Genomic DNA, 22,326 nt, shown 5'->3' on the forward strand with positions numbered 1-22,326 from the left:
TCGTCAGACGGCCATGATCTCCGCTTCTTTGGCGGCGATCAGCCGATCGATCTCGGCGATCGTGCGGTCGGTCAGCTTCTGCACCTCGTCGAGCGAGCGGCGCTCGTCGTCTTCGGTGATCTCCTTGTCCTTCAGCAGCTTCTTCGCGTGTTCGTTGGCATCGCGGCGCAGGTTGCGGGTCGCGATCTTGGCGTCTTCACCGGCGTTGCGCACGACCTTGGTCAGGTCGCGGCGGCGCTCTTCGGTCAGCGCGGGCATCGGCACGCGCAGCAGGTCGCCCTGCGACGACGGGTTCAGCCCCAGGTCGGATTCGCGGATGGCCTTCTCGATCTTCGCGCCCATGCCCTTTTCCCAGGGCTGCACGGTGATCGTGCGCGCGTCGAGCAGGGTCACGTTGGCGACCTGGCTGATCGGCAGCATCGAACCGTAGTAGTCGACCTGCACCTGGTCGAGCAGGCCGGGGTGGGCCCGGCCGGTGCGGATCTTCTGCAGTTCACCCTTGAACGATTCGATCGTCCGGCCCATCTTCTGCTCGGCCGTCTTCTTGATGTCGGCGATGCTCATGTCGATTTCCTCACACGCTCACACGTGGACGAGGGTGCCCTCGTCCTCACCCATCACCACCCGCTTCAGCGCGCCGGCCTTGAAGATGCTGAACACCTTGATCGGCAACTTCTGGTCGCGGCACAGCGCGAAGGCCGTGGCATCCAGCACCTGCAGGTTGCGGGTGATGGCCTCATCGAAACTGATCTGACTGTAGCGCGTTGCGCTCGGGTCCTTCTTGGGGTCGGCACTGTAGACGCCGTCGACCTTGGTCGCCTTCAGCACGATCTCGGCGCCCATCTCGGCACCGCGCAGCGCAGCGGCCGTGTCGGTCGTGAAGAACGGGTTGCCGGTGCCGGCCGCGAAGATCACGACCTTGCCTTCCTCGAGGTACTGCAGCGCCTTCGGCCGCACGTACGGCTCGACGACCTGCTCGATGCTGATGGCCGACATCACGCGCGCGGTCATGCCTTCCTGGCGCATCGTGTCGGCCAGCGCCAGCGAGTTCATCACGGTGGCCAGCATGCCCATGTAGTCGGCGGTCGCACGGTCCATGCCGACCGAGCCGCCGGCCACGCCGCGGAAGATGTTGCCGCCGCCGATCACGACGGCGACCTCGCAGCCGAGCTGCGTCACCTCTTGCACCTCGCGCACCATGCGGACGATGGTGGCTCGGTTGATCCCGTAGGCGTCGTCGCCCATCAGGGCCTCGCCCGAGAGCTTGAGCAGGATGCGCTTGTACGCCGGCATGCGATTTTCTCCCCGTGTTGCCCAGGCCTTGCGGCGCTGAAGTCTAACCACCGCGGCGGGAGGCCTCGTGAGCCCCCTGCCGCGTCATGCACCAGCCGTTCAGCCGCCCTTGGCAGCAGCGACCTGCGCCGCCACTTCGGCCGCGAAGTCGTCGACCTTCTTCTCGATGCCTTCGCCGACGACGTACAGCGTGAAGCCCTTCACCGAGGTGTTCGCGCCCTTGAGCATCTGCTCGACGGTCTGCTTGTCGTTCTTGACGAAGGTCTGGTTCAGCAGGCTGACTTCCTTCAGGAACTTCTGCACCGAGCCTTCGATGCGCTTCGCGACGATCTCGGCCGACTGCACCGGCTTGCCGGCCGCTTCGGCCGCCTTCGCGTCTTCGGCGGCCTTGCCGGCCGCCACGGCGCGTTCCTTCTCGATCAGCTCGGCCGGCACTTCCGACGACGCCAGCGACACCGGCTTCATTGCGGCGATGTGCATCGCGATGTCCTTGGCGGCGGTCTCGTCGCCTTCGAACTCGACCAGAACGCCGATGCGGGTGCCATGCAGGTAGCTTGCGAGCTTGGCGCCTTCATAGCGCTTGAAGCGGCGGATCGTCATGTTCTCGCCGATGGTGCCGATCAGGCCCTTGCGGACGTCGTCGAGCGTCGGGCCGTAGCCGTCCTGCGAGTACGGCAGCGCCGCCAGCGCGGCCAGGTCGGCCGGGTTCTTCTCGGCGGCCAGCTGCGAGCAGGCCTTCGCGAAGTTCAGGAACATGTCGTTCTTCGAGGTGAAGTCGGTCTCGCAATTGACTTCGACCAGCGCGCCGGCGCTGCCGACGACGGCCGCGGTGACCACGCCTTCGGCGGTGATGCGCGAAGCGGCCTTGCCGGCCTTGCTGCCCAGCTTGACGCGCAGCAGCTCTTCGGCCTTTTCCATGTCGCCGCCGGCTTCGGTCAGCGCCTTCTTGCATTCCATCATCGGGGCGTCGGTCTTCGCGCGCAGTTCGCCGACCATGCTTGCAGTGATTGCAGCCATCTTGAATCTCCGTTTGCTGGGACGCCCCGCCGAAGGCCGGGCGCCTGAATCATCTCGGGTGGAAAAAAAGGGGCTGTGAAGCCCCTTTGTGTGCTCGCCTTTCAGCGGGCGGGGGCGTCGCGATCAGGCGTTCTCGCTGACTTCCACGAACTCGTCGCCTTCGGCCGACACGGCTTGCACCACCTCGTTGGTGGCATTGGCCTTGCCGTCGAGGATGGCGTCGGCCACCGCACGAGCGTACAGCGCCACGGCCTTCGACGAGTCGTCGTTGCCCGGGATCACGTAGTCGATGCCTTCAGGCGAGTGGTTCGAGTCGACGATGCCGATGACCGGGATGCCGAGCTTCTTGGCTTCGGCGACGGCAATCTTGTGGTAGCCGACGTCGATCACGAACATCGCATCGGGCAGCGCGTTCATGTCCTGGATGCCGCCGATGTCCTTCTCGAGCTTGGCCAGGTCGCGCTGGAACATCAGCGCTTCCTTCTTGATGCGGATCTCGGTGCCGGCTTCGACCTGGGCCTGCATGTCCTTCAGCTTCTTCAGCGAGCCCTTGACCGTCTTGAAGTTGGTCATCATGCCGCCCAGCCAGCGCTGGTCGACATAGGGCATGCCGGCGCGGCGGGCTTCCATCGCGATGACTTCGCGGGCCTGGCGCTTGGTGCCGATCATCAGGATGGTGCCGCGGCGTGCTGCCAGCTGGCGGATGAACTTCATCGCGTCGTTGAAGAGCGGCTGCGTCTTCTCGAGGTTGATGATGTGGATCTTGTTGCGATGGCCGTAGATGTACGGTGCCATCTTCGGGTTCCAGAAGCGGGTTTGGTGGCCGAAATGGACGCCGGCTTCCAGCATCTCACGCATGGTGATGGTCATGTGAACTCCAAAGGTTGGTTCTAGAATCCGACTCGAATTGCAAGGTTTTCGTCACTCTGTGACAACAGCCTTCGCAACACCTTTCAACAGCCGGATTCGCGATTTGTTTTCTGCTGCGCTCTTGCTCTTTCAAGAAGATTCAAGAGTGCATTCAGATAAACCCGTAGAGTGTAGCACGGCCTCCTCCCCTCTCCATGCCTCCTGACCTCACCGCTGCCGTCAGCGACATCCAGCAGCGTCGATCGACCGCCGTCGACGCCCTCGCGCGCAGCCAGGCCGCGGCCGCCCTCCCCGTCAACCGGCACACCTTCATCCGCCGCTTCGCCGGCACGCAGGCCGTTGCCGCCTGCGTCGATGCCCAGGCCGCCGCCGGCCTGCCGCTGCCACCGCTCGCCGGCCTGGCCGTCAGCATCAAGGACCTGTTCGATGTGGCCGGCCATCCGACAACCGGTGCGTCGCGCGCGCTGGCGGACGCCCGACCCGCCGCGCGCGACTGCACGGCGGTGTCGCGGCTGCGCGCCGCCGGCGCCGCGCTGGTCGGCCACACCAACCTGACCGAATTCGCGTTCTCCGGCGTCGGCATCAACCCGCACCACGGCACGCCGCTGAATGCCGCCACCGCCGCGCTCGATGCGCAGCCGCGCATTCCCGGCGGCTCGACCTCCGGCGGCGCGACCTCGGTCGCGAGCGGCGCCGCCTGGGCCGCGCTCGGCTCCGACACCGGCGGCTCGATCCGCATCCCGGCCGCGCTGCAGGGCCTCGTCGGCTTCAAGAACACCGCGCGGCTGACGCCGCTCGACGGCGCGATCCCGCTGTCGACCTCGCTCGACACCGCGAGCGCGATCACCCGTTCGGTGCGCGATGCGGTGCTGCTGCACGAGATCCTGTCGGCGCGCCGCGTCGTGCTGGCGCAGCGGCCGGTCTCGGCGCTGACGCTGGCGGTGCCCGGCGGCGCCTTCCTCGACGGCCTCGACGGCGCGGTCGCATCGGCCTTCGAGCGCAGCCTCGCCACGCTGGGCCGCGCCGGTGCCCGCCTGCACGAGATCGCGCTGCCCGAGGTCGACGAACTGGCCGCGATCAACGCTGCCGGCGGCCTGCCCGCTGCCGAGAGCTGGGCCTGGCACCGGTCGCTGCTCGCCACGCGCGAGGCCGACTACGACCCGCGCGTCGCGCTGCGCATCCGCCGCGGCGAGCGCATCAGCGCTGCCGACTACATCGCCGTGCTGAACGCCCGCGCCGGCTGGATCGCCCGCATGACGCCGCGCCTCGCGCCGTTCGACGCGCTGCTGAGCCCCACCGTGCCGATGCTCGCGCCCCCGGTGGCCGAGCTGGCAAGCGACGACGCCTTCTTCGCGACCAACGCGCGCCTGCTGCGCAATCCGTCGGTCGTCAACATGCTCGACGGCTGCGCGCTGTCGCTGCCCTGCCAGCGCGCCGGCGAGATGCCGGTCGGACTGATGGTGTGGAGCAGCGCGTTGCGCGACGACACGGTGCTCGACGCCTCGCTCGCGATCGAGCGCGCGCTGCAAGACGCGGAGGCCGCCTGATGCGCGTCGCGGTGATCGGCGCCGGCATCGTCGGTGTCACGTCCGCCTACGAACTGGCCGCCGACGGCCACGACGTGACGGTGTTCGAACGCCGCGGCAGCGTGGCCGCGGAAACCAGCTTCGCGAATGCCGGTGTGATCGCGCCCGGCTACGTGACGCCGTGGGCCGCACCGGGCATGCCGGGCAAGGTGCTGCGCCACCTGTTCAGCGCGCATTCGCCGGTGCGCGTGAACCCGACGCTCGACCTTGCGACGCTCGGCTGGATCTGGCGCTGGTGGCGTGCCAGCAGCCTGCACAGCTTCCGCGCCAACCGCGCGCGCATGCAGCGGCTGGCGCTGTTCAGCCGCGACCGGCTGCACAAGCTGACGGCCACGCTGCAGCTCGAGTACGAGCGCACCGACGGCTGCCTGGTGCTGTGGCGCGGCGCGCGCGACGCGGCCCACGCGCAGGCCGGCATCGCGATGCTGCACGACCTGGGCATCCGCTTCGAGACGCTCGATGCCGCGCAATGCCGCCGCGTCGAGCCGGGCCTGAACCCCGACACACCGCTGCACGGCGGGCTGTACCTGCCGCAGGACGAGGTCGGCAACTGCCGCCAGTTCGCCGGGCTGATGCGCGCCGAAGCGCAACGGCTGGGCGCACGCTTCAACTTCCATTCCACCGTCAGCCGCATCGAGCCGGGGCTGCGGCCGCAGCTCACGCACCTGCAGCTGTCGGCCGAGGAATCGACGCTCGCGACGCCGAACAACGACAGCGGCCGCCGCAGCGCGCCGCCAGCCATCGCCGAACCGCAGACGCAGACCTTCGACGCGATCGTCGTGTGCGCCGCGATGGGCGCACCGCAGCTGCTGTCGCCGCACGGCCTGCGCCTGCCGCTCGCGCCGGTCTATGGCTACTCGGTGACGGCGCCACTGCGCCACCATGAGGCGCACCCGGATGTCGGCCCGCGCTCGGCCTTGATGGACGAGCGCTTCAAGGTCGCCGTCACGCGCATGGGCGCCCGCGTGCGGGTGGCCGGCAGCGCCGAGCTGGGCGGCTCGCCGCAGGCCTGGAACAAGGGCTCGCTCGACACCTTGTACAAGGTGCTGAACGACTGGTTCCCGGGCGCGGCACGCATGAGCCAGGCGCAGCGCTGGAAAGGCGCGCGGCCGATGCTGCCCGACGGGCCGCCGGTGCTGGGTGCGAGCGGGCTCGCCGGCATCTGGCTGAACCTCGGGCACGGCTCCAGCGGCTGGGCGCTGGCCTGTGGGTCGGCCCGCGTGCTGGCCGACCAGGTCGCCCAACGCGCGCCGGCGATCGACGTCGACGGGTTGGGCATCGAGCGCCTGCGGCGCTGAGCGATCGAGATGCTGCAGCGCATCGATGCCACCACCGGGCCGTGGCCGCTGCACCGGCTGGCCCGCACGCGCGAAGTCGAGGCCGCGGCGCTGCAATCGCTGCCGGCCTTCACGCTGATGCAGCGCGCGGGCGATGCCGCGGCGCGCCTCGCTCGCGCCCTCGCGCCGCACACGCGGCGCGCCTGGGTGGCCGCCGGCCCCGGCAACAACGGCGGTGACGGCCTGGTCGCTGCCATCGCGCTGCGCCGGGCCGGCATCGAGACCTTCGTGACGCTGTCGGGCGATGCCGCTCAGCTGCGTGGCGATGCGCAGCAGGCCCATGCGCTGGCGCTCGGCGAAGACCTGCACTGGGTCGACCAGCCGCCCGGCGGCTTCGGCCGCGCCGGCGACCTCGCGCTCGACGCGCTGCTGGGCATCGGCGCGAGCCGCGCACCTGCAGGCCGGCTCGCGGCGCTGATCGACGCGCTGAACGCCCTCGACTGCCCGGTGCTCGCGATCGACGTGCCGTCGGGCCTCGGCGCGGACATCGGCCAGCCGCATGGCGAGGCCTGTGTGAAGGCCACGCACACGCTGTCGCTGCTGACGCTGAAGCCCGGCCTGTTCACCGGCCGCGGGCGCGACTGCTGCGGCGAGGTCTGGCTCGACGGCCTGGACGTGGCCGCCGGGCCGGCCGATGCCTGGCTCGGTGCGCCACCGTCGGCCACCGCCTGGCAGCGCGCGCACGCGCAGCACAAGGGCAGCTTCGGCGACCTGGTCGTGATCGGCGGCGCGCCGGGCATGGCGGGCGCGGCCTTGCTGGCCGCCCGCGCCGGGCATGCCGCCGGCGCCGGTCGCACCTACCTGAGTTTTCTCGACGACGCCGGCCCGTCGCTCGACGGCGAACACCCCGAGCTGATGATCCGTCAAGCGCTGTGGAAGGAGGACCTGCTGCGCAAGGCCACCGTGGTCTGCGGCTGTGGCGGCGGCGACGCGGTGCGCGGCGTGCTGCCGCGGGTGATCGGCCAGGCCGGCCGCCTCGTGCTCGATGCCGATGCGCTGAACGCGATTGCCGCCGACAGCACGCTTCGGCAATTGCTGGTCGCACGCAGCCGCAGCGGCCGGCCGGCGGTGCTGACGCCGCACCCGCTGGAAGCCGCACGGCTGCTCGGCAGCGACACCGCGGTCGTGCAAGCCGATCGCCTGCGCGCCGCGCAGACGCTGGCCGACGGGCTGAAGGCGGTCGTGCTGCTGAAGGGATCAGGCAGCGTGGTCGCGGCGCCGGGCTGCACGCCGCACGTCAACCCGACCGGCAATGCCGCGTTGGCCACCGCCGGCACCGGCGACGTGCTCGCCGGCTGGATCGGCGGGCGCTGGTCGGCCGGGGACGCCTCGTCGATTGCCGACGTATTGCAGACCGCCAGTGCCGCCGCCTGGCAACACGGCCGGGCCGCCGACCTGTCGCCGACGACACCGCTGCGGGCGTCGGACCTGATCACCGCGCTGCACGCCCAGATGCGACGCGGCTGACGCGCCTTTCAGCGCCGGCGCGCCGTCTTGGCCGCCGTCTTGCCGCCGCCCTTGCGCGCCGCGGTCTTGGCCGCCCGCACCGGATGCGCCGTCCGGCCCTTCGCCGCCTTCGTGCCGGCCTTGGCCGCGCGGTCCGCGCCCTTCACCGCGGCCAGATCGGCAGCCGCCGCACCGGCCGCCTTGTCGGCAGCGCGGCGCGGTCGCGCCGGAATGCCGTCGTCGGTCCCCTCGTGGACCATGCGGAAGTCGATCTTGCGACCGTCGAGGTCGACACGGCTGACCTGCACCCGCACGCGCGCACCGACGGTGTAGCGAACCCCCGAACGCTCGCCGCGCAGTTCCTGGCGCGCCTCGTCGAACTTGAAGTACTCGCCGCCGAGTTCGGTGATGTGGATCAGCCCTTCGACATACAGGCCGTCGAGCGTGACGAACAAGCCGAAGCTGGTGACCGCCGTGACGGTGCCGCCATATTCCTCGCCGAGGTGCTCGCGCATGAAGCGGCACTTGAGCCAGGCCTCGACATCGCGCGAGGCCTCGTCGGCACGGCGCTCGTTCGCGCTGCAATGCGCGCCCACGACCTCCCAGGTTTCGTCCTCGGTGTGCGCGCCGCGCTTGGCCTTCGATGCCGGCTCGATCGCACCGGTCACGATGCTGTAGCGCTTGCCGTGCAGCAGCGCCTTGATCACCCGGTGCACCAGCAGGTCGGGGTAGCGGCGGATCGGGCTCGTGAAGTGCGTGTAGGCCTCGTACGCCAGGCCGAAGTGGCCGCTGTTGATCGGCGTGTAGATCGCCTGCTGCATCGAGCGCAGCAGCATCGTGTGGATCTGCATCGCATCCGGCCGGTCTTTGGTGGCTGCGGCGATCGCCTGGAACTCGCCCGGCTTCGGGTCGTCGCTGACGCTCAACCCCAGGCCCAGCGCCTTCAGGTAGTTCTGCAGCAGCGTCTTCTTCTCGGGCGTCGGGCCTTCGTGCACCCGGTACAGCGACGGATGCTTGTGCTGCGCGATGAAATCGGCCGAGCAGACATTGGCGGCGAGCATCGCCTCTTCGATCAGCTTGTGCGCCTCGGTGCGCGTGCGCGGCACGATCTTCTCGATGCGGCCGTTGTCGTCGCAGACGATCTGCGTCTCGGTGGTCTCGAAATCGACCGCGCCGCGCTTCGCGCGTTCCTTCAGCAGCGCACGGTAGACCTCGTGCAGGTGCAGCAGGTGCGGCACCAGTTCGCTGCGACGCGCCGCCTCGGGGCCGCGCGTGTTGCCGAGGATCGCGGCGACCTCGTTGTAGGTGAAGCGCGCGTGCGAGCAGATCACTGCCGGGAAGAACTGGTAGGCGTGGATCTCGCCGCCGGCGGTGATCAGCATGTCGCACACCATCGCGAGGCGGTCCTCGTTCGGGTTCAGCGAGCACAAGCCGTTCGACAGCTTCTCCGGCAGCATCGGGATCACGCGCCGCGGGAAGTAGACCGACGTGGCACGTTCGTAGGCATCCTCGTCGATCGGCTCGTTCGGCTTCACGTAGTGGCTCACGTCGGCAATCGCGACGACCAGCCGCCAGCCGTCGAACGCGGTCTTGCCGCGGCCGAGCTTGACCGGCTCGCAGTAGACCGCGTCGTCGAAGTCGCGTGCGTCTTCACCGTCGATCGTCACCAGCGCGACGTCGGTCAGGTCGATGCGGTCCTTGCGGTCGATGCTTCGGATCTTGTCGGGCAGGCCCGCGGCCTGCGCCAGCGTCTCGGGCGAGAAGCGGTGCGGCACCTCGTACTTGCGCACCGCGATCTCGATCTCCATGCCGGGATCGTCGATCTCGCCGAGCACCTCGGTGACGCGGCCCATCGGCTGCGAATACAGCGACGGCGGCTCGGTCAGCTCGATCGCGACCACCTGGCCCGCGCTCGCGTTCGCGATCGCGTTCTTCGGCACCATGATGTCCTGGCCGTAGCGCTTGTCTTCGGGGGCGACCAGCCAGATGCCGCTCTCGTGCAGCAGGCGGCCGATGATCGGCGCCTTCTTGCGCTCGATGATCTCGAGCACGCGGCCTTCGGGCCGGCCCTTGCGGTCGTAGCGGATCACGCGCGCCTTCACGCGGTCGCGGTGCAGCACCGCGCGCATTTCCTGCGGCGAGAGGTAGAGATCGGGCTGTCGGTCGTCGCGGACCAGGAATCCGTGGCCGTCGCGGTGCCCTTGCACCGTGCCCTCGACTTCGCTCATCAGTTCGTTGCCGACTTGCGTTGCGTTTGAGAAGTTGTTGTTTTTGATGATATAGTCCAAGACTTCCTGAAATGCCCAGGTGGCGGAATTGGTAGACGCACTAGTTTCAGGTACTAGCGGGTAACTCCGTGGAGGTTCGAGTCCTCTCCTGGGCACCAAGAATAATCAATAAAGTGGTAAATGTTGAGAAGGCCAGCACCAACGTGTTGGCCTTTTTGCTTTTGTAGAGACTGATGAGTCTGCGAATCCAGAGAGCCCCAAAGCTCATGCTATAGTCGCAGGCTTCCTGAGATGCCCAGGTGGCGGAATTGGTAGACGCACTAGTTTCAGGTACTAGCGGGTAACTCCGTGGAGGTTCGAGTCCTCTCCTGGGCACCATCAACGGAACAAGAGATACAAGCGAAGCCAGCACATCGTGCTGGCTTTTTGCTTTGTGCGCCGTCCTCAAATGGCGAATTTCCTGGCCAGGCCGTCCGGGCGGAGTTCGTCGTACTCCTCGAACGGCTGGTGGATCCACGGGCTCGTCGGCAGCAGCTCGACGTAGTAGTCCGGCGTGTAGCTCGACACGCCCTTGGTCCAGATCACCGCCGAGCGCAGCTCCGCGATCGCCGGCATGCCGCGCAGCCGGTCGACCACCGCGCGCAGCGTGACGCCCGAATCCGCCAGGTCGTCGACCAGCAGCACGCGCCCCGCCAGCTCGCCCTTCGGCAGCGTGATGTACTTCGCCATGTCGAGCCGGCCCTGGATGGTGCCGGCCTCGGCCCGGTACGAGCTCGTCGACATGATGCCCAGCGGCTTGTCGAACACGCGCGACAGCACATCGCCCGGCCGCATGCCGCCGCGCGCCAGGCACAGGATCTGGTCGAACTCCCAGCCCGAGGCATGCACCTTGAGCGCCAGGCGCTCGATCAGCATGTGGTACTCGTCCCAGGACACGTAAAGGTGTTTGCCGTCGTCGGTCAGCATGTTCAAGGCTCCAGGCGTCAGGCTTGATACGGGTGGCGCAGCAGGATCGTGTGCTCGCGGTCGGGGCCGGTCGACACCATGTCGATCGGGCGGCCGATGAACTCCTGCACCCGCTCCAGGTAGCGCCGCGCGTTCAGCGGCAGCGCATCCCACTGAGTGATGCCGGCGGTGCGCTCGGTCCAGCCCGGGAAGGTGTCGTAGACCGGCTGGCAGGCGGTGATGTCGTCGGCATCCAGCGGCAGGATGTCGATGCGCCTGCCATTGAGTTCGTAGCCGACGCAGACCTTGATCTCCGGCAGGCCGTCCAGCACGTCGAGCTTGGTGATGCACAGGCCCGAGATGCCGTTGATGATCATCGAGCGCTTCAGCAGCGCGGCATCGAGCCAGCCGCAACGGCGCGGGCGGCCGGTGACGGTGCCGCGCTCCTGGCCGACGGTCGACAGGTGGTGGCCGACCGTGCCGGGCACGTCCATGTCGAGCTCGGTCGGGAACGGGCCGCTGCCGACGCGCGTGGTGTAGGCCTTCGTGATGCCGAGGATGTAGTGCAGCAGATCCGGCCCGACGCCGGCGCCCGCCGCGGCGTTGCCGGCCACGCAGTTGCTGGACGTCACGTACGGGTAGGTGCCGTGGTCGATGTCGAGCAGCGTGCCCTGCGCGCCCTCGAACAGGATGTTGGCGCCTTCGCGGTGCTTCGTGAACAGCGTGTAGCCGACGTCGGCCAGCATCGGCTTGAGCTGCTCGGCGACCTTCATCGCCAGGTCGTAGATCGGCTGGAACTCCAGCGGCTTGGACTTCAGGTAGCCGCCCAGCGCGAAGTTGTGCAGCTCCAGCAGCTCGCGCAGCTTCTTCGCGAAGCGCTCCGGGTGCTTCAGGTCCTGCACGCGCAGCGCGCGGCGGGCCACCTTGTCTTCGTAGGCCGGGCCGATCCCCTTGCCGGTGGTGCCGATCTTGCCGGCACCGCTGGTCTCGCGCAGCGCCTCGCGCGCCTTGTCGACCTCGACGTGGAACGGCAGGATCAGCGGGCACGATTCGCTGACGAACAGCCGCGAACGCACCTCGAGCCCGATCGCTTCCAGCCGCTCGATCTCGCCGAGCAGGTGCACCGGATCGACCACCACGCCATTGCCGATGTAGCAGGCGACGCCCTCGCGCATGATGCCCGACGGGATCAGCTGCAGCGCCGTCTTCACGCCCTTGATCACCAGCGTGTGGCCGGCGTTGTGGCCGCCCTGGAAGCGGACCACCGCCTGTGCGTGGTCGGTCAGCCAGTCCACCACCTTGCCCTTGCCTTCGTCACCCCACTGGGTGCCGACCACGACCACGTTGTGGCCGCTGCGTGTCTGTTCCATGTCTGTCCTGTCCAATGTCTCGAATGGGGGGGATCGGCGGGTGGCGTCAGAGCGCTCGCACCTGCCACTGGCCGGCCTGCGCGACCAGCTCGCGGTCGCAGTCGAATTCCTGGCCTTCGTGTTCGTGCCCCGGCAGGATGCAGACGACCGACTCGCCCTGCTCCCTCAGCTGCCGGATCGCCGCGCGCAGCGACGCGTCTTCGCCCCACGGCGCGCGGATCGCCGGGCGCATCGCGCGCGGCGGCGCGATCAGCACCAGCTCCTTCAGGTCGATCAGGCTGAAGCCGACCGCCGGACGTGTGCGGCCGAACACCGCACCGACCTCGTCGTAGCGGCCGCCGCGGGCCACCGCATCGCTGGAGCCGGCGGCATACACCGCGAAGCGCGCGCCGCTGTAGTAGTCGTAGCCGCCCAGGTCGGCCAGGTCGAAGCCGATGCGCACGCCCGGGTGCGCCTGCCGCAGGTGCTGCGTGAGCCACTGCAGGTCGTCGAGCGCCGCGCCGAGCGTCGGCAACGCCGGCAACTGCGCACGCGCGGCGGCCAGCACCTCGTCGCCGCCATAGAGGCGCAGCAAGGCCAGCAGGCCGTTGCGCGACGGCTCGGGCAGCGTCGCCGTGAGCTCGGCGACGCCGGGCTGGTCCTTCGCGGCAAGCGCCGCATAGAGCGCGGCCACCGCCGGCTCCGGCAGCCCGCTGCCGGCCAGCAGCGCCCGCACGATGCGCGCGTCGCCCATGTCGAGCGTCAGCTGGCTCGCGCCGGCGCGCTGCAGCAGGTCGAGCGCGAGTTCCTGCACTTCGAGGTCGGCCTCGAGACCGCGGTGCCCGTAGATCTCGGCACCGAACTGCAGCGGTTCGCGCGTCACGTGCAGCCCGGCCGGGCGGGTGTGCAGCACCGGGCCGCAATAGCACAACCGGGCCACGCCCTGGCGGTTCAGCAGGTGCGCATCGATGCGCGCCACCTGCGGCGTGGTGTCGGCGCGCACGCCGATCGTGCGGCCGCTGAGCTGGTCGATCAGCTTGAAGGTCTTCAGGTCGAGCTCGCGACCGGTGCCCGACAGCAGCGATTCGATGTGCTCCAGCAGCGGCGGCATCACCAGCTCGAAACCATAGCTGCGAGCCCCGTCGAGCAGGTCTCGACGCAGATCCTCGATGCGCCGCGCCTGCGCAGGCAGGACGTCGGCAATGTGCTCGGGCAGGAGCCAAGCAGACGACATGTGAATCACCGGGGGTATTAAAACCAGGATTGTACCGGCGGCAGAAGCTGCCACCGGCGCCCCGTGACCGCGTCAGGTCCAGAAGATCAGCAGCATCAGCAGCCCCGCCAGCATGCTGCTCAACCCGAGGAAGCGGATCTGCCCGTCAGACAGTTGCGTCGCTCGTTCGAACACCCGGCGCCACGCACCAGGGCTCAGGAACGGCAGCACGCCTTCGAGCACGAGCATCAGCGCCAGCGCGGCCAGCAGGGCGTCCCACATGAGGCGCGGGGATCACTCGGCAGCGGCAGACGCGGCGTGCTTCTTGGTGCGGGCCGGCGCCGCGGCCGATTCGCGGCCCGGGCCGCGCATCGCCTTGAAGAACTCGCCCGACGGGTCGATCACCATCACGTCGGACTTGCTGCGGAAGGTCGCGCGGTAGGCCTCGAGGCTGCGGTAGAACTGCGCGAACTGCGGATCGCGGCCGAACGATTCGGCGTAGATCGCCGACGCCTTCGCATCGCCATCGCCCTGCACCTTCTGGGCATTGCGGTAGGCCTCGGCGACGATCACCTCGCGCTGGCGGTCGGCATCGGCGCGGATCTGCTCGCCTTCGGCCGCACCGGTCGAACGCAGCTCGTTCGCCACGCGCTTGCGCTCCGATTCCATGCGGCTGTAGACCGAGCTGGTGACGTTGGCCGAGAAATCGACACGCTTGATGCGCACGTCGATGATCTCGATGCCGAAGGCCTTCGCTTCATCGGTCAGGCGCACGCGCACACCCTGCATCACGCGGTCGCGGTCGGTCGCGAGCATCGCCTGCACCGTGCGCTTGGTCACCTCTTCGTTGAAGGCGGCCTGCACGATCGGGCTCAGCCGGTTCTCGACATTGCGCATGTCGGTGCCGTTGTTGCGGATGAACTGCTTCGGATCGATCACGCGCCACTTGACCAGCCAGTCGATGACGAGGCTCTTCTTCTCGGCGGTGAAGATGGGGCGCGTCTCGGGGCTGTCGAGGGTCTGCACGCGGCGGTCGAGGAAGACGACGTTCTGCAGCGGCGGCGGCAGCTTCGCCTTCAGGCCCGGTTCGGAGATGACCTCCTTGATCTCGCCCAGCGCATAGATGACCGCGAACTGGCGCTGGTCGACGATGAACAGGACGGAAGACAGCAGCATCAGTGCCACCAGGGCACTGGCGACGAGCATGGCGATTCGATTCATGGTGGGCTTTCTGCGGTTCTCTTCGCCGTCGGATCAGCGGCCGTCGCGATCGCGGGTGCGCTGGCCTTCTCGCGAGCGGATGTCCACGCTGCCGGTGGAGCTGCCGGGCGCTTCGGTCGGCGCGGTCGGCGCCACCGTGGCCGGCACGGCCCCGCCCACCTGCTGCATCAGCTTGTCGAGCGGCAGGTACAGCAGGTTGGAGTTCTCGCGGGTATCGACCATCACCTTGCTGACGCTCGAATAGACCTGCCGCATCGTGTCGATGTACATGCGGTCGCGGGTGACGCCAGGCGCCTTCTGGTACTCGGCGAGGACCTGGTTGAAGCGCTGCGCATCGCCATCGGCGGTGGCGACCACGCGGGCCTTGTAGGCTTCGGCCTCTTCGCGCAGCCGCGCGGCCGTGCCCTGCGCCTTCGGGATCACGTCGTTCGCATAGGCCTGCGCCTCGTTCTTCGCGCGCTCGCGGTCGGCACCGGCGCGGAACGCGTCGTCGAACGCGGTCTGCACCTGCTCCGGCGCTTGCACGCTCTGCACGTTGACGTTGACGACCAGGATGCCGGTGCGCAGCCGGTCGAGCTGGGTCTGGATCGACTTGACGAGCTCGATCGCGATCGCGTCGCGCTGCTCGTACAGCACCGAGTCCATGTTCGACTTGCCGACGATCTCGCGCACCGCCGATTCGGCGGCCTGCTCGACGACGATGTCGTCGGGGTTGCGGTTCTCGAACAGGTACGAGCGCGCGTCCTTCAGCCGGTACTGCACGCTGAAGCGGATGTCGATGATGTTCTCGTCCTGCGTCAGCATCGACGAATCGCGCAACCCGGTGGCCTGCACCACGTTGCTGCGGCCGATCTCCTTGGTGCGCAACTGCGTGACCGGCACCGTCTCGTGGGCCTGGAACGGGTACGGGAAGCGCCAGGTGAAGCCGGCGTCGACGGTGTGGCTGTACTTGCCGAACGACGTGACGACCGCCTGCTGGCCTTCCTGCACGATGAAGAAGCCGCTGAAGGCCCAGATCAGCACGACCACGCCGGCGATCAGGCCGACGCCGATGCCGGCGCTGCGCATGTCGGGGCCGCCGCCGTTGCCACCGCCGCCCGAACCGTTCGGCCGCGAACCGCCCTTGCCGCCGAACAGGCCGCTCAGCTTGCGGTTGAAGTCGCGCCACAGTTCGTCGAGGTCGGGCGGGCCGTCGCCACGACCGCCGCCGCTGTTCAGCACCGGCGCCTGGACGCCGGAGCGCACGCCCGGCAGGCGTGCGAAGGCGGCGCGGCCCAGGCCGGACAGCAGGGCCTTGACTGCCTGGGCCACGTCACGAACCTGCGAGGCGGGGCCGGCGGCAGGCAGATGGGGGATGGGGCTCATGGTCATGTGGTGTGCAGAGGAATCGGGCTCAGGGCTTGGACTCAGCGCTCGAGGCTCAGGCCGCGGCGTCGGGCAACTCGGGAGAGTCGGGCTCATCGAATTGATCGAGTGGATCGGGGTCATCGGTCGCCGGATCGCCCGGCACCGGTTGGTAGCCCAGCGGCAGAGTTGAGGATGAATGCATCGCGTTCAAGTCGTCCTGCAGCGTGCCGGACGCCGCAGCCGACAGGATGCGACGCAACTCCGGCAGGCCGCGGCCGTCGAGCGCGCTGACGAAGACGCGTGGGACACGCACGCCGCCATCAAGTTCCAGCACATCGGCGTGATGGCGCGGAAGGTGCGCGAATTCGAGCCTGTCGAGCTTGTTGCAGACCAGCACCTGCTGGATGTCGGCCGCGCCGATGTCGCCCAGCACACGCTGCACCTCGGCCATCTGCTCGGCCTGCACCGGGCTCGCGGCATCGATCACGTGCAGCAGCAGGTCGGCATCGGCCGCCTCCTGCAGAGTCGCCTCGAAGGCCTCGACCAGCTTGTGCGGCAGGTCGCGGATGAAGCCGACCGTGTCCGAGAGCGCGGCCGAGCGGCTCGCACCTTCGAGGTAGAGCTGGCGGGTGGTGGTGTCGAGCGTCGCGAACAGCTGGTCGGCCGAATAGCTCTTCGCGTTCACCAGCGCATTGAACAGCGTCGACTTGCCGGCATTGGTGTAGCCGACCAGCGAGATGCGGAAGGTGCCGCTGCGCTCGCGCGACTTGCGCTGCGTGTTGCGCTGCTTCTTGACGCGCACCAGCCGTTCCTTCACGGACTTGATGCGCTCGCCGATCATGCGGCGGTCGAGTTCGATCTGCGCCTCGCCGGGCCCGCCGCGGTTGCCGATGCCGCCGCGCTGGCGCTCCAGGTGGCTCCAGCGGCGCACCAGGCGGGTCGACAGGTATTGCAGCCGGGCCAGCTCGACCTGCAGCTTGCCCTCGTGGCTCTGCGCACGGGCGGCAAAGATCTCGAGGATCAGCATCGTGCGGTCGGCGACCGCCACGCCCAGGTGGCGCTCGAGGTTGCGCTGCTGCGCCGGCGACAAGGCCTGGTCGAACAGCACCGCTTCGGCCTGGTGGCCCAGCACCAGCGCCTTGATCTCGTCGGCCTTGCCGGAACCGACGAACAGCGCCGGGTCGGGCGACTTGCGCCGGGCCGTGATCCGGGCCACCGGCACGTCGCCGGCCGATTCGGCCAGCAACGCGAGTTCGTCGAGGCTCGCATCGAAATGCGAGCCACCGCCGTGCGGGCCACCGCCGAAATCGACGCCAACCAGGATCGCGCGCGGCAAGTCCGACTGCGTGGCGGCAGCGGAACCGGCGGCCGTCATGCGGGGCACCGCCTCGGGAGTTGGTGGCGCACCCACCCGGACGGCCTCAGCGGTCTCAGGTCTGCTCCGGCGCCTCGGCGGCGTGGAAATTCACCGCGCGGCCGGGCACGACGGTCGAGATCGCGTGCTTGTAGACCATCTGCGTCACGGTGTTGCGCAGCAGGACGACGTATTGATCGAAGGATTCGATGTGGCCCTGCAGTTTGATGCCGTTCACCAGGTAGATCGACACCGGAACATGCTCTTTGCGGAGCAGGTTCAGAAACGGGTCTTGTAGAAGCTGCCCTTTATTGCTCACGATATGCTCCGTGATGGAAAGTGATGGAGGTCGTCACGTTAACACAGCGCCGTGCTGCATCGCAGCGCAGGTCGCCAAATGACTCAATCTTTGTCGGCGAACGGATTGCTCGACGACCGCATCTCGATGCGCAGCGGCGTGCCGACCAGCTTGAAATGCGCCCGGAAGCGCCCTTCGAGGAAGCGCTTGTAGACGTCGGTCACGTGCTCCAGCGAATTGCCGTGGATCACGATCACCGGCGGGTTCATGCCGCCCTGGTGGGCATAGCGCAGCTTCGGGCGGAACGCACCGGCGCGCTTCGGCGTCTGGAGCTCCACCGCTTCGTGCAGCAGGCGGGTCAGCACCGGCGTCGTCATCTTGCGGGTGGCCGACGCATGCGCATCGGCGATGCCCTTCCACACCGGGCCGAGCCCCTGGCGCTTGATCGCCGAGATCAGCAGCACCGGCGCGAACTTCAGGAACGCGAGGCGCTGCTCGATCGAGCGCTCGAGCGTCTGCTTCTGGTAGTCGTCGACCGCATCCCACTTGTTGATCGCCACCACCACCGCGCGGCCGCTCTCGAGGATGTAACCGGCGATGTGCGCGTCCTGGTCGGTCACGCCCTGGGTCGCGTCGAGCAGCAGCAGCACGACGTTCGCATCGGCGATCGCCTGCAGCGTCTTGACGACCGAGAACTTCTCGATCGCCTCGAACACCTTGCCCTTGCGGCGCAGCCCGGCGGTGTCGATCAACTCGAACTTCTGGCCATGGCGTTCGAACGGCACGGTGATCGCGTCGCGCGTGGTGCCCGGCTGGTCGAAGGCCACCAGGCGCTCTTCGCCGAGCCAGGTGTTGATCAGCGTCGACTTGCCGACGTTCGGCCGGCCGGCGACGGCCAGGCGGATCGGGGCGCCCTCTTCCGGCTCTTCGGGCTCGTCGTCGAACACGAAGTCTTCGAGCGCGGCTTCGGTCAGGCTGCGGATGCCCTGGCCGTGCGCCGACGAGATCGGGTGCGGCTCGCCCATGCCGAGCTCGTAGAACTCGCCGAGCAGCGGCGAATCGACCATGCCTTCGGCCTTGTTGACGGCCAGCAGCACCTTCTTGTTGACCGAGCGCAGGTAGCGGGCGATGTCGTGGTCGTGTGCCGACACGCCGGCACGCACGTCGACGACGAAGATCACCGCATCGGCCTCGGCAACCGCCTGGCGCGTCTGCTTGGCCATCTCCTTGACGATGCCGGTGGTGCTGTCGGGTTCGAAGCCGCCGGTGTCGACGACGATGAACTCGCGGTCGCCGAGGCGGCCGTCGCCGTAGTGGCGGTCGCGCGTCAGGCCGGCGAAGTCCGCGACGATCGCGTCCCGGCTCTTGGTCATCCTGTTGAACAGGGTCGACTTGCCCACGTTGGGGCGGCCGACAACCGCGATCACAGGTTTCATTTCAAATATCTCCACATCGCCACATCGCCACAAAGCGCAGCGGCCGCATGACCCAGCGGCCGCCGTGGGACCGGCTTTGCCGGGCCACTGGTGGCGCCCCCTTGAGGGGGTGGCGCGAAGCGCCTGCGGGGGTGGTCGTCATCTCACTCGGGGCGGAAGGCGAACAGGCCGCCGTTGCGCGTGGTCACCAGCAGCGTGGTGCCGCTCAGCACCGGCTTGCCGACCACCGGGCTGCCATCGGTCGGCAGGCGCAGCTTGAAGCTGCCGTCGGCGGTCGACATCCAGTGCACGTAGCCCTCGACATCGCCGAACACGGCCATCTTGTTGACGACGATCGGCGACGACAGGCCGCGGTACAGCAGCTTTTCGACGCTCCATGCCACCTCGCCGCTGGCGGTTCGCCATGCGGTGACGCGGTCGCTGGCATCGGCGGCGACGGTCACGTCCTCGTCGGCCGCGACACCTTGCAGGCCGCCGATGTTGCGGGTCCACGCGAGGCTGCCGCGCTCGGCGTTGACGCAGGCCACCGCGGCCTGGAAGGCACGCGCGCAGACGTTGTCGCCGACGCGGGCGGCCGGCGCGACCAGGTCGGCCAGCCGCTCGATCTCGTTGGTGCCGCGCGGCGATGCCAGCGACACCTCCCAGCGCACGGTTCCGCGCAGCGGGTCGAGCCCGGCCAGCTTGGCGCCCTGCCCGACCAGCAAGGTGTCCTTGAAGGCCATCACGACGCCCGGCTGCGACAGCGTCAGCGCATCGCCGGGGCGCTGGAAGGTCCAGAGCTTGCGGCCGTCGAGCACGTCGAAGGCCTGCACGACGCGGTCGACGCTCATCACGAAGACGCGCTCGCCGGCCACCAGCGGTGCGCTGCTGACGCGTGCCGGCAGCTGCTTGCGCCAGATTTCCTTGCCGGCATCCAGCGTGACCAGCTGGTTGTCGCGGGTCACGACGCTGGCGTAGCGGCCGTCGCTGCCGACGCCGGCGCTGAGCCGGCCGTCGGCCTGGCCGCGCCAGGCTTCCTGGCCGTTGTCGGCGCGGTAGGCGTAGACGTTGCCATCGTCGCTGGCCACGATGAAGTTGCCGGCGGCCGCGACCACCGTCATCGGGAACTTCAGTGTGCCGATCGATTGCGTCCAGACCTGGCGGCCGGCGATCGACGGCGTCAACTCCTCGAGCACCGTCGGGTCGGGACGGGTCGACTTGCTCGCACAGGCACCAAGCACGGCGGACAGCGCCGCGACCGCCAAGCCCCGCGAGAGACGGGTCAGCCCCCTCATGGGCCGTCCTTCTTGGCGGCAGCGGTGGCGGCGCTGGCGGCCGGCGCGGCGCCGAGCGCCGTCAGCTTGGCCTCGACCAGCTGGCGGTAGTCGACCGTGCTGTCGAACGACTTCCAGGCCTGGTTGTAGGCGGCCTTCGCCTCGTCGGCCTTGCCCTGCGCCAGCAGCACGTCGCCGCGGCGGTCGGCCACCAGGCCTTCGAAGCCGGGCGTGGTGGCGGCGTCGAGCGCCTTCAGCGCTTCGTCGTACTTCTTCTGGTCGAGCAGCAGGCCGGCCAGCCGCAGGCGGGCGATGGTCTGGTACTCGGCCTCGCTCGCGTTCTCGCTGGCCCATGTCAGGCTGGCGCGGGCGGCGTCGGCCTGGCCCTTCTCGAATTGCAGCTTGGCGGTCAGCAGCGCGGCCTGCTGCGCGAACGCGGTGCGCGGGAAGCGCTCCTTCATCTCGCCGAAGACCCGGCCGGCCTGCTCGGTGTTGCCGGCGGTCACGGCCTTGTCGAGCTCGTCGAACAGCATGCCGGCCTTGGCCGACTGCTCGCGCTGCCAGTAGGTCCAGCCGTTCCAGGCAGCGAAGCCGCCCAGCGCCAGGATCAGCACCCAGGTGATCAGGTTGCCGTACTGGTTCCAGAACGCCTTCAGCTGGTCGATCTGTTCTTGTTCTTCGAGGTCGAGGTGGGTGGCCATGGGGATCGTTGGAAATTTCGGACGAAGCCGGGATTATGCGTTGCGCAGTTCAGTCGCCCATTCGGACACGCCGGAGAGCGGCAAGTTGCGTTGTGTGACAGCCGGGTCGCGCAATGATTTCAACGCCACCTCGCCGGCCGCCAGCTCCGATTCGCCGAAGATCAGCGCCCAGGTGGCACCGCTCTGGTCGGCCTTCTTGAACTGCGCCTTCATGCCGCCGCCGCCGGCATGCATCTGCACCGAGACGCCGGCCGCGCGCAGCGCCTGCAGCGTCGTCATCGCCTGCGGCAGCACCGCGGGCGACATCAGCACCGAATAGACGCGCGGCGCCGCCGACGGCACCGGCAGCTTCAGCTCCTGGATCAGCAGCAGCAGCCGTTCGATGCCGAGGCCGAAACCGACCGCCGCCGCCGGCTTGCCGCCGAGCTGCTCGATCAGCCCGTCGTAGCGGCCGCCGCCGCACACCGTGCCCTGCGAGCCGAGCAGGTCCGTGACCCATTCGAAGACGGTGAGGTTGTAGTAGTCCATGCCGCGCACCAGGCGCGGGTTGACGCGGTACGGCAGCCCGGCCGCGTCGAGGACCGCGCGCACCGTGTTGAAGTGCGCCAGCGACGCCTCGCCGAGGAAGTCCATCAGCGTCGGGGCGGCTTCGAGCAGCGCCTGCAGCGCCGGGTTCTTGCTGTCGAGGATGCGCAGCGGGTTGCTGTGCAGGCGACGCTTCGAATCCTCGTCGAGCGCGTCGGCATGCTGCTCGAAGTACGCGACCAGCGCGTCGCGGTGCGCGCGCCGTTCGTCGGGTTGGCCGAGGCTGTTCAGCTCGAGCCGCACATGCTCGCCTTCGACCAGGCCGAGCTCGCGCCACAGCAGGCGCGTCATCAGGATCAGCTCGGCATCGACATCGGGGCCGGCGAAGCCGAGCGCCTCGACGTCCAGTTGGTGGAACTGGCGATAGCGGCCCTTCTGCGGCTTCTCGTGGCGGAACATCGGGCCCAGCGTCCAGATGCGCAGCGGGCCGTTGTACAGCGCGTTGTGCTCGACCATCGCCCGCACGATGCCGGCGGTGGCCTCCGGGCGCAGCGTCAGGCGGTCGCCGTTCATCGAATCGGTGAACGAGTACATCTCCTTCTCGACGATGTCGGTGACCTCGCCCAGGCCCCGCACGAACAACGCGGTCGGCTCGACGATCGGCGTCAGCAGGTACTGGTAGCCGTGGCGCGCCAGCACCGAGCGCACCGTGGTCTCGAACCACAGCCACAGCCCGGCGTCGGGCAGCTTCTCGGTGCGCGGCACGCTGGCCGGCAGGATGTCGTTCATGCCCTTCACGGCCTGGAGGGCGGCTTGCTTGGTGTCAGCCATGGAAACCTTGGAGCTATGGGTGGAAGAGCCGCCCGAGGGCGGCTGCGGCAACGCGTTGGCGGCGACCGGCGACGCG

General features: G+C 68.8%; 20 protein-coding genes and 2 tRNA genes. 5 read left to right on the forward strand and 17 right to left on the reverse strand.

Annotated features, from left to right (window positions below; all coding sequences use genetic code 11):
* Nucleotides 1–3: 3 nt before the first annotated feature.
* The 4 genes from frr to rpsB form a co-directional block, all read right to left on the reverse strand.
* Nucleotides 4–564, reverse strand: coding sequence for a ribosome recycling factor (gene frr / locus FHT26_RS01620; protein WP_168558443.1), 561 nt, complete (start codon nt 562–564; stop codon nt 4–6).
* An 18-nt stretch (nt 565–582) separates the two neighbouring features.
* Complete coding sequence (gene pyrH / locus FHT26_RS01625) at nt 583–1,293, reverse strand: UMP kinase (RefSeq protein ID WP_047502555.1); 711 nt, start codon at nt 1,291–1,293, stop codon at nt 583–585.
* Between the two features lie 99 nt (nt 1,294–1,392).
* Complete coding sequence (tsf, locus tag FHT26_RS01630; RefSeq protein ID WP_168558444.1) at nt 1,393–2,310, reverse strand: translation elongation factor Ts; 918 nt, start codon at nt 2,308–2,310, stop codon at nt 1,393–1,395.
* Between the two features lie 123 nt (nt 2,311–2,433).
* Nucleotides 2,434–3,180 (reverse strand): 30S ribosomal protein S2, encoded by a 747-nt coding sequence (gene rpsB / locus FHT26_RS01635; protein WP_168558445.1) that lies wholly within the window; start codon nt 3,178–3,180, stop codon nt 2,434–2,436.
* A 194-nt stretch (nt 3,181–3,374) separates the two neighbouring features.
* On the opposite strand from rpsB, the gene FHT26_RS01640 reads away from it, so the two are divergent.
* The 3 genes from FHT26_RS01640 to FHT26_RS01650 are packed head-to-tail and all read left to right on the forward strand — an operon-like array spanning nt 3,375 to nt 7,570.
* Complete coding sequence (locus FHT26_RS01640) at nt 3,375–4,727, forward strand: amidase (RefSeq protein ID WP_168558446.1); 1,353 nt, start codon at nt 3,375–3,377, stop codon at nt 4,725–4,727.
* Nucleotides 4,727–6,064 (forward strand): FAD-dependent oxidoreductase, encoded by a 1,338-nt coding sequence (locus FHT26_RS01645; RefSeq protein WP_168558447.1) that lies wholly within the window; start codon nt 4,727–4,729, stop codon nt 6,062–6,064. Before FHT26_RS01640 ends, FHT26_RS01645 begins: the two co-directional genes overlap by 1 nt.
* Nucleotides 6,065–6,073: 9 nt before the next feature.
* Nucleotides 6,074–7,570 (forward strand): NAD(P)H-hydrate dehydratase, encoded by a 1,497-nt coding sequence (locus tag FHT26_RS01650; protein ID WP_168558448.1) that lies wholly within the window; start codon nt 6,074–6,076, stop codon nt 7,568–7,570.
* Nucleotides 7,571–7,578: 8 nt separating this feature from the next.
* Here the strand turns inward: FHT26_RS01650 and rnr are convergent, their stop codons facing one another.
* A complete protein-coding gene (rnr, locus tag FHT26_RS01655) occupies nt 7,579–9,825 on the reverse strand; it encodes a ribonuclease R (RefSeq protein ID WP_490362766.1) in 2,247 nt (748 codons plus the stop codon).
* Nucleotides 9,826–9,850: 25 nt separating this feature from the next.
* On the opposite strand from rnr, the gene FHT26_RS01660 reads away from it, so the two are divergent.
* A tRNA-Leu gene (locus tag FHT26_RS01660) sits at nt 9,851–9,935 on the forward strand.
* 135 nt (nt 9,936–10,070) lie between these two features.
* Nucleotides 10,071–10,155 (forward strand) — tRNA-Leu (locus FHT26_RS01665).
* 66 nt (nt 10,156–10,221) lie between these two features.
* On the opposite strand, the gene FHT26_RS01670 is transcribed toward FHT26_RS01665, so the two are convergent.
* The 12 genes from FHT26_RS01670 to hisS form a co-directional block, all read right to left on the reverse strand.
* Complete coding sequence (locus FHT26_RS01670) at nt 10,222–10,743, reverse strand: phosphoribosyltransferase (protein ID WP_168558450.1); 522 nt, start codon at nt 10,741–10,743, stop codon at nt 10,222–10,224.
* Between the two features lie 17 nt (nt 10,744–10,760).
* Complete coding sequence (locus FHT26_RS01675; protein WP_168558451.1) at nt 10,761–12,092, reverse strand: adenylosuccinate synthase; 1,332 nt, start codon at nt 12,090–12,092, stop codon at nt 10,761–10,763.
* Between the two features lie 46 nt (nt 12,093–12,138).
* Nucleotides 12,139–13,305 carry an ATP phosphoribosyltransferase regulatory subunit gene (locus tag FHT26_RS01680; protein ID WP_168558452.1) on the reverse strand — a complete coding sequence of 389 codons (1,167 nt, stop codon included), beginning with the start codon at nt 13,303–13,305 and terminating at the stop codon, nt 12,139–12,141.
* A gap of 72 nt (nt 13,306–13,377) precedes the next feature.
* The gene (locus FHT26_RS01685; protein ID WP_168558453.1) at nt 13,378–13,566 is read right to left on the reverse strand and encodes a DUF2065 domain-containing protein; all 189 of its coding nucleotides are present in this window, start codon (nt 13,564–13,566) and stop codon (nt 13,378–13,380) included.
* Nucleotides 13,567–13,578: 12 nt separating this feature from the next.
* On the reverse strand, nt 13,579–14,505 hold the full coding sequence (hflC, locus tag FHT26_RS01690; protein ID WP_168558454.1) for a protease modulator HflC: 927 nt from the start codon (nt 14,503–14,505) through the stop codon (nt 13,579–13,581).
* 33 nt (nt 14,506–14,538) lie between these two features.
* Complete coding sequence (hflK, locus tag FHT26_RS01695) at nt 14,539–15,870, reverse strand: FtsH protease activity modulator HflK (RefSeq protein ID WP_168558455.1); 1,332 nt, start codon at nt 15,868–15,870, stop codon at nt 14,539–14,541.
* Nucleotides 15,871–15,925: 55 nt separating this feature from the next.
* Nucleotides 15,926–17,227, reverse strand: a complete 1,302-nt coding sequence (gene hflX / locus FHT26_RS01700) for a GTPase HflX (protein WP_168558456.1) — start codon at nt 17,225–17,227, stop codon at nt 15,926–15,928.
* A 55-nt stretch (nt 17,228–17,282) separates the two neighbouring features.
* Nucleotides 17,283–17,525, reverse strand: coding sequence for an RNA chaperone Hfq (gene hfq / locus FHT26_RS01705; protein ID WP_047502530.1), 243 nt, complete (start codon nt 17,523–17,525; stop codon nt 17,283–17,285).
* A gap of 83 nt (nt 17,526–17,608) precedes the next feature.
* Nucleotides 17,609–18,940 carry a ribosome biogenesis GTPase Der gene (der, locus tag FHT26_RS01710; RefSeq protein ID WP_168558457.1) on the reverse strand — a complete coding sequence of 444 codons (1,332 nt, stop codon included), beginning with the start codon at nt 18,938–18,940 and terminating at the stop codon, nt 17,609–17,611.
* 143 nt (nt 18,941–19,083) lie between these two features.
* On the reverse strand, nt 19,084–20,214 hold the full coding sequence (bamB, locus tag FHT26_RS01715) for an outer membrane protein assembly factor BamB (RefSeq protein ID WP_168558458.1): 1,131 nt from the start codon (nt 20,212–20,214) through the stop codon (nt 19,084–19,086).
* On the reverse strand, nt 20,211–20,894 hold the full coding sequence (locus FHT26_RS01720; protein WP_168558459.1) for a YfgM family protein: 684 nt from the start codon (nt 20,892–20,894) through the stop codon (nt 20,211–20,213). Before FHT26_RS01720 ends, bamB begins: the two co-directional genes overlap by 4 nt.
* A 33-nt stretch (nt 20,895–20,927) precedes the next feature.
* Entirely contained in the window at nt 20,928–22,250 is a 1,323-nt protein-coding gene (gene hisS, locus FHT26_RS01725; protein WP_168558460.1) for a histidine--tRNA ligase, read from the reverse strand.
* Nucleotides 22,251–22,326: the final 76 nt, after the last annotated feature.

Origin of the sequence: Rhizobacter sp. SG703 (assembly GCF_012275445.1) — a bacterium.
Lineage (GTDB): Bacteria > Pseudomonadota > Gammaproteobacteria > Burkholderiales > Burkholderiaceae_C > Rhizobacter.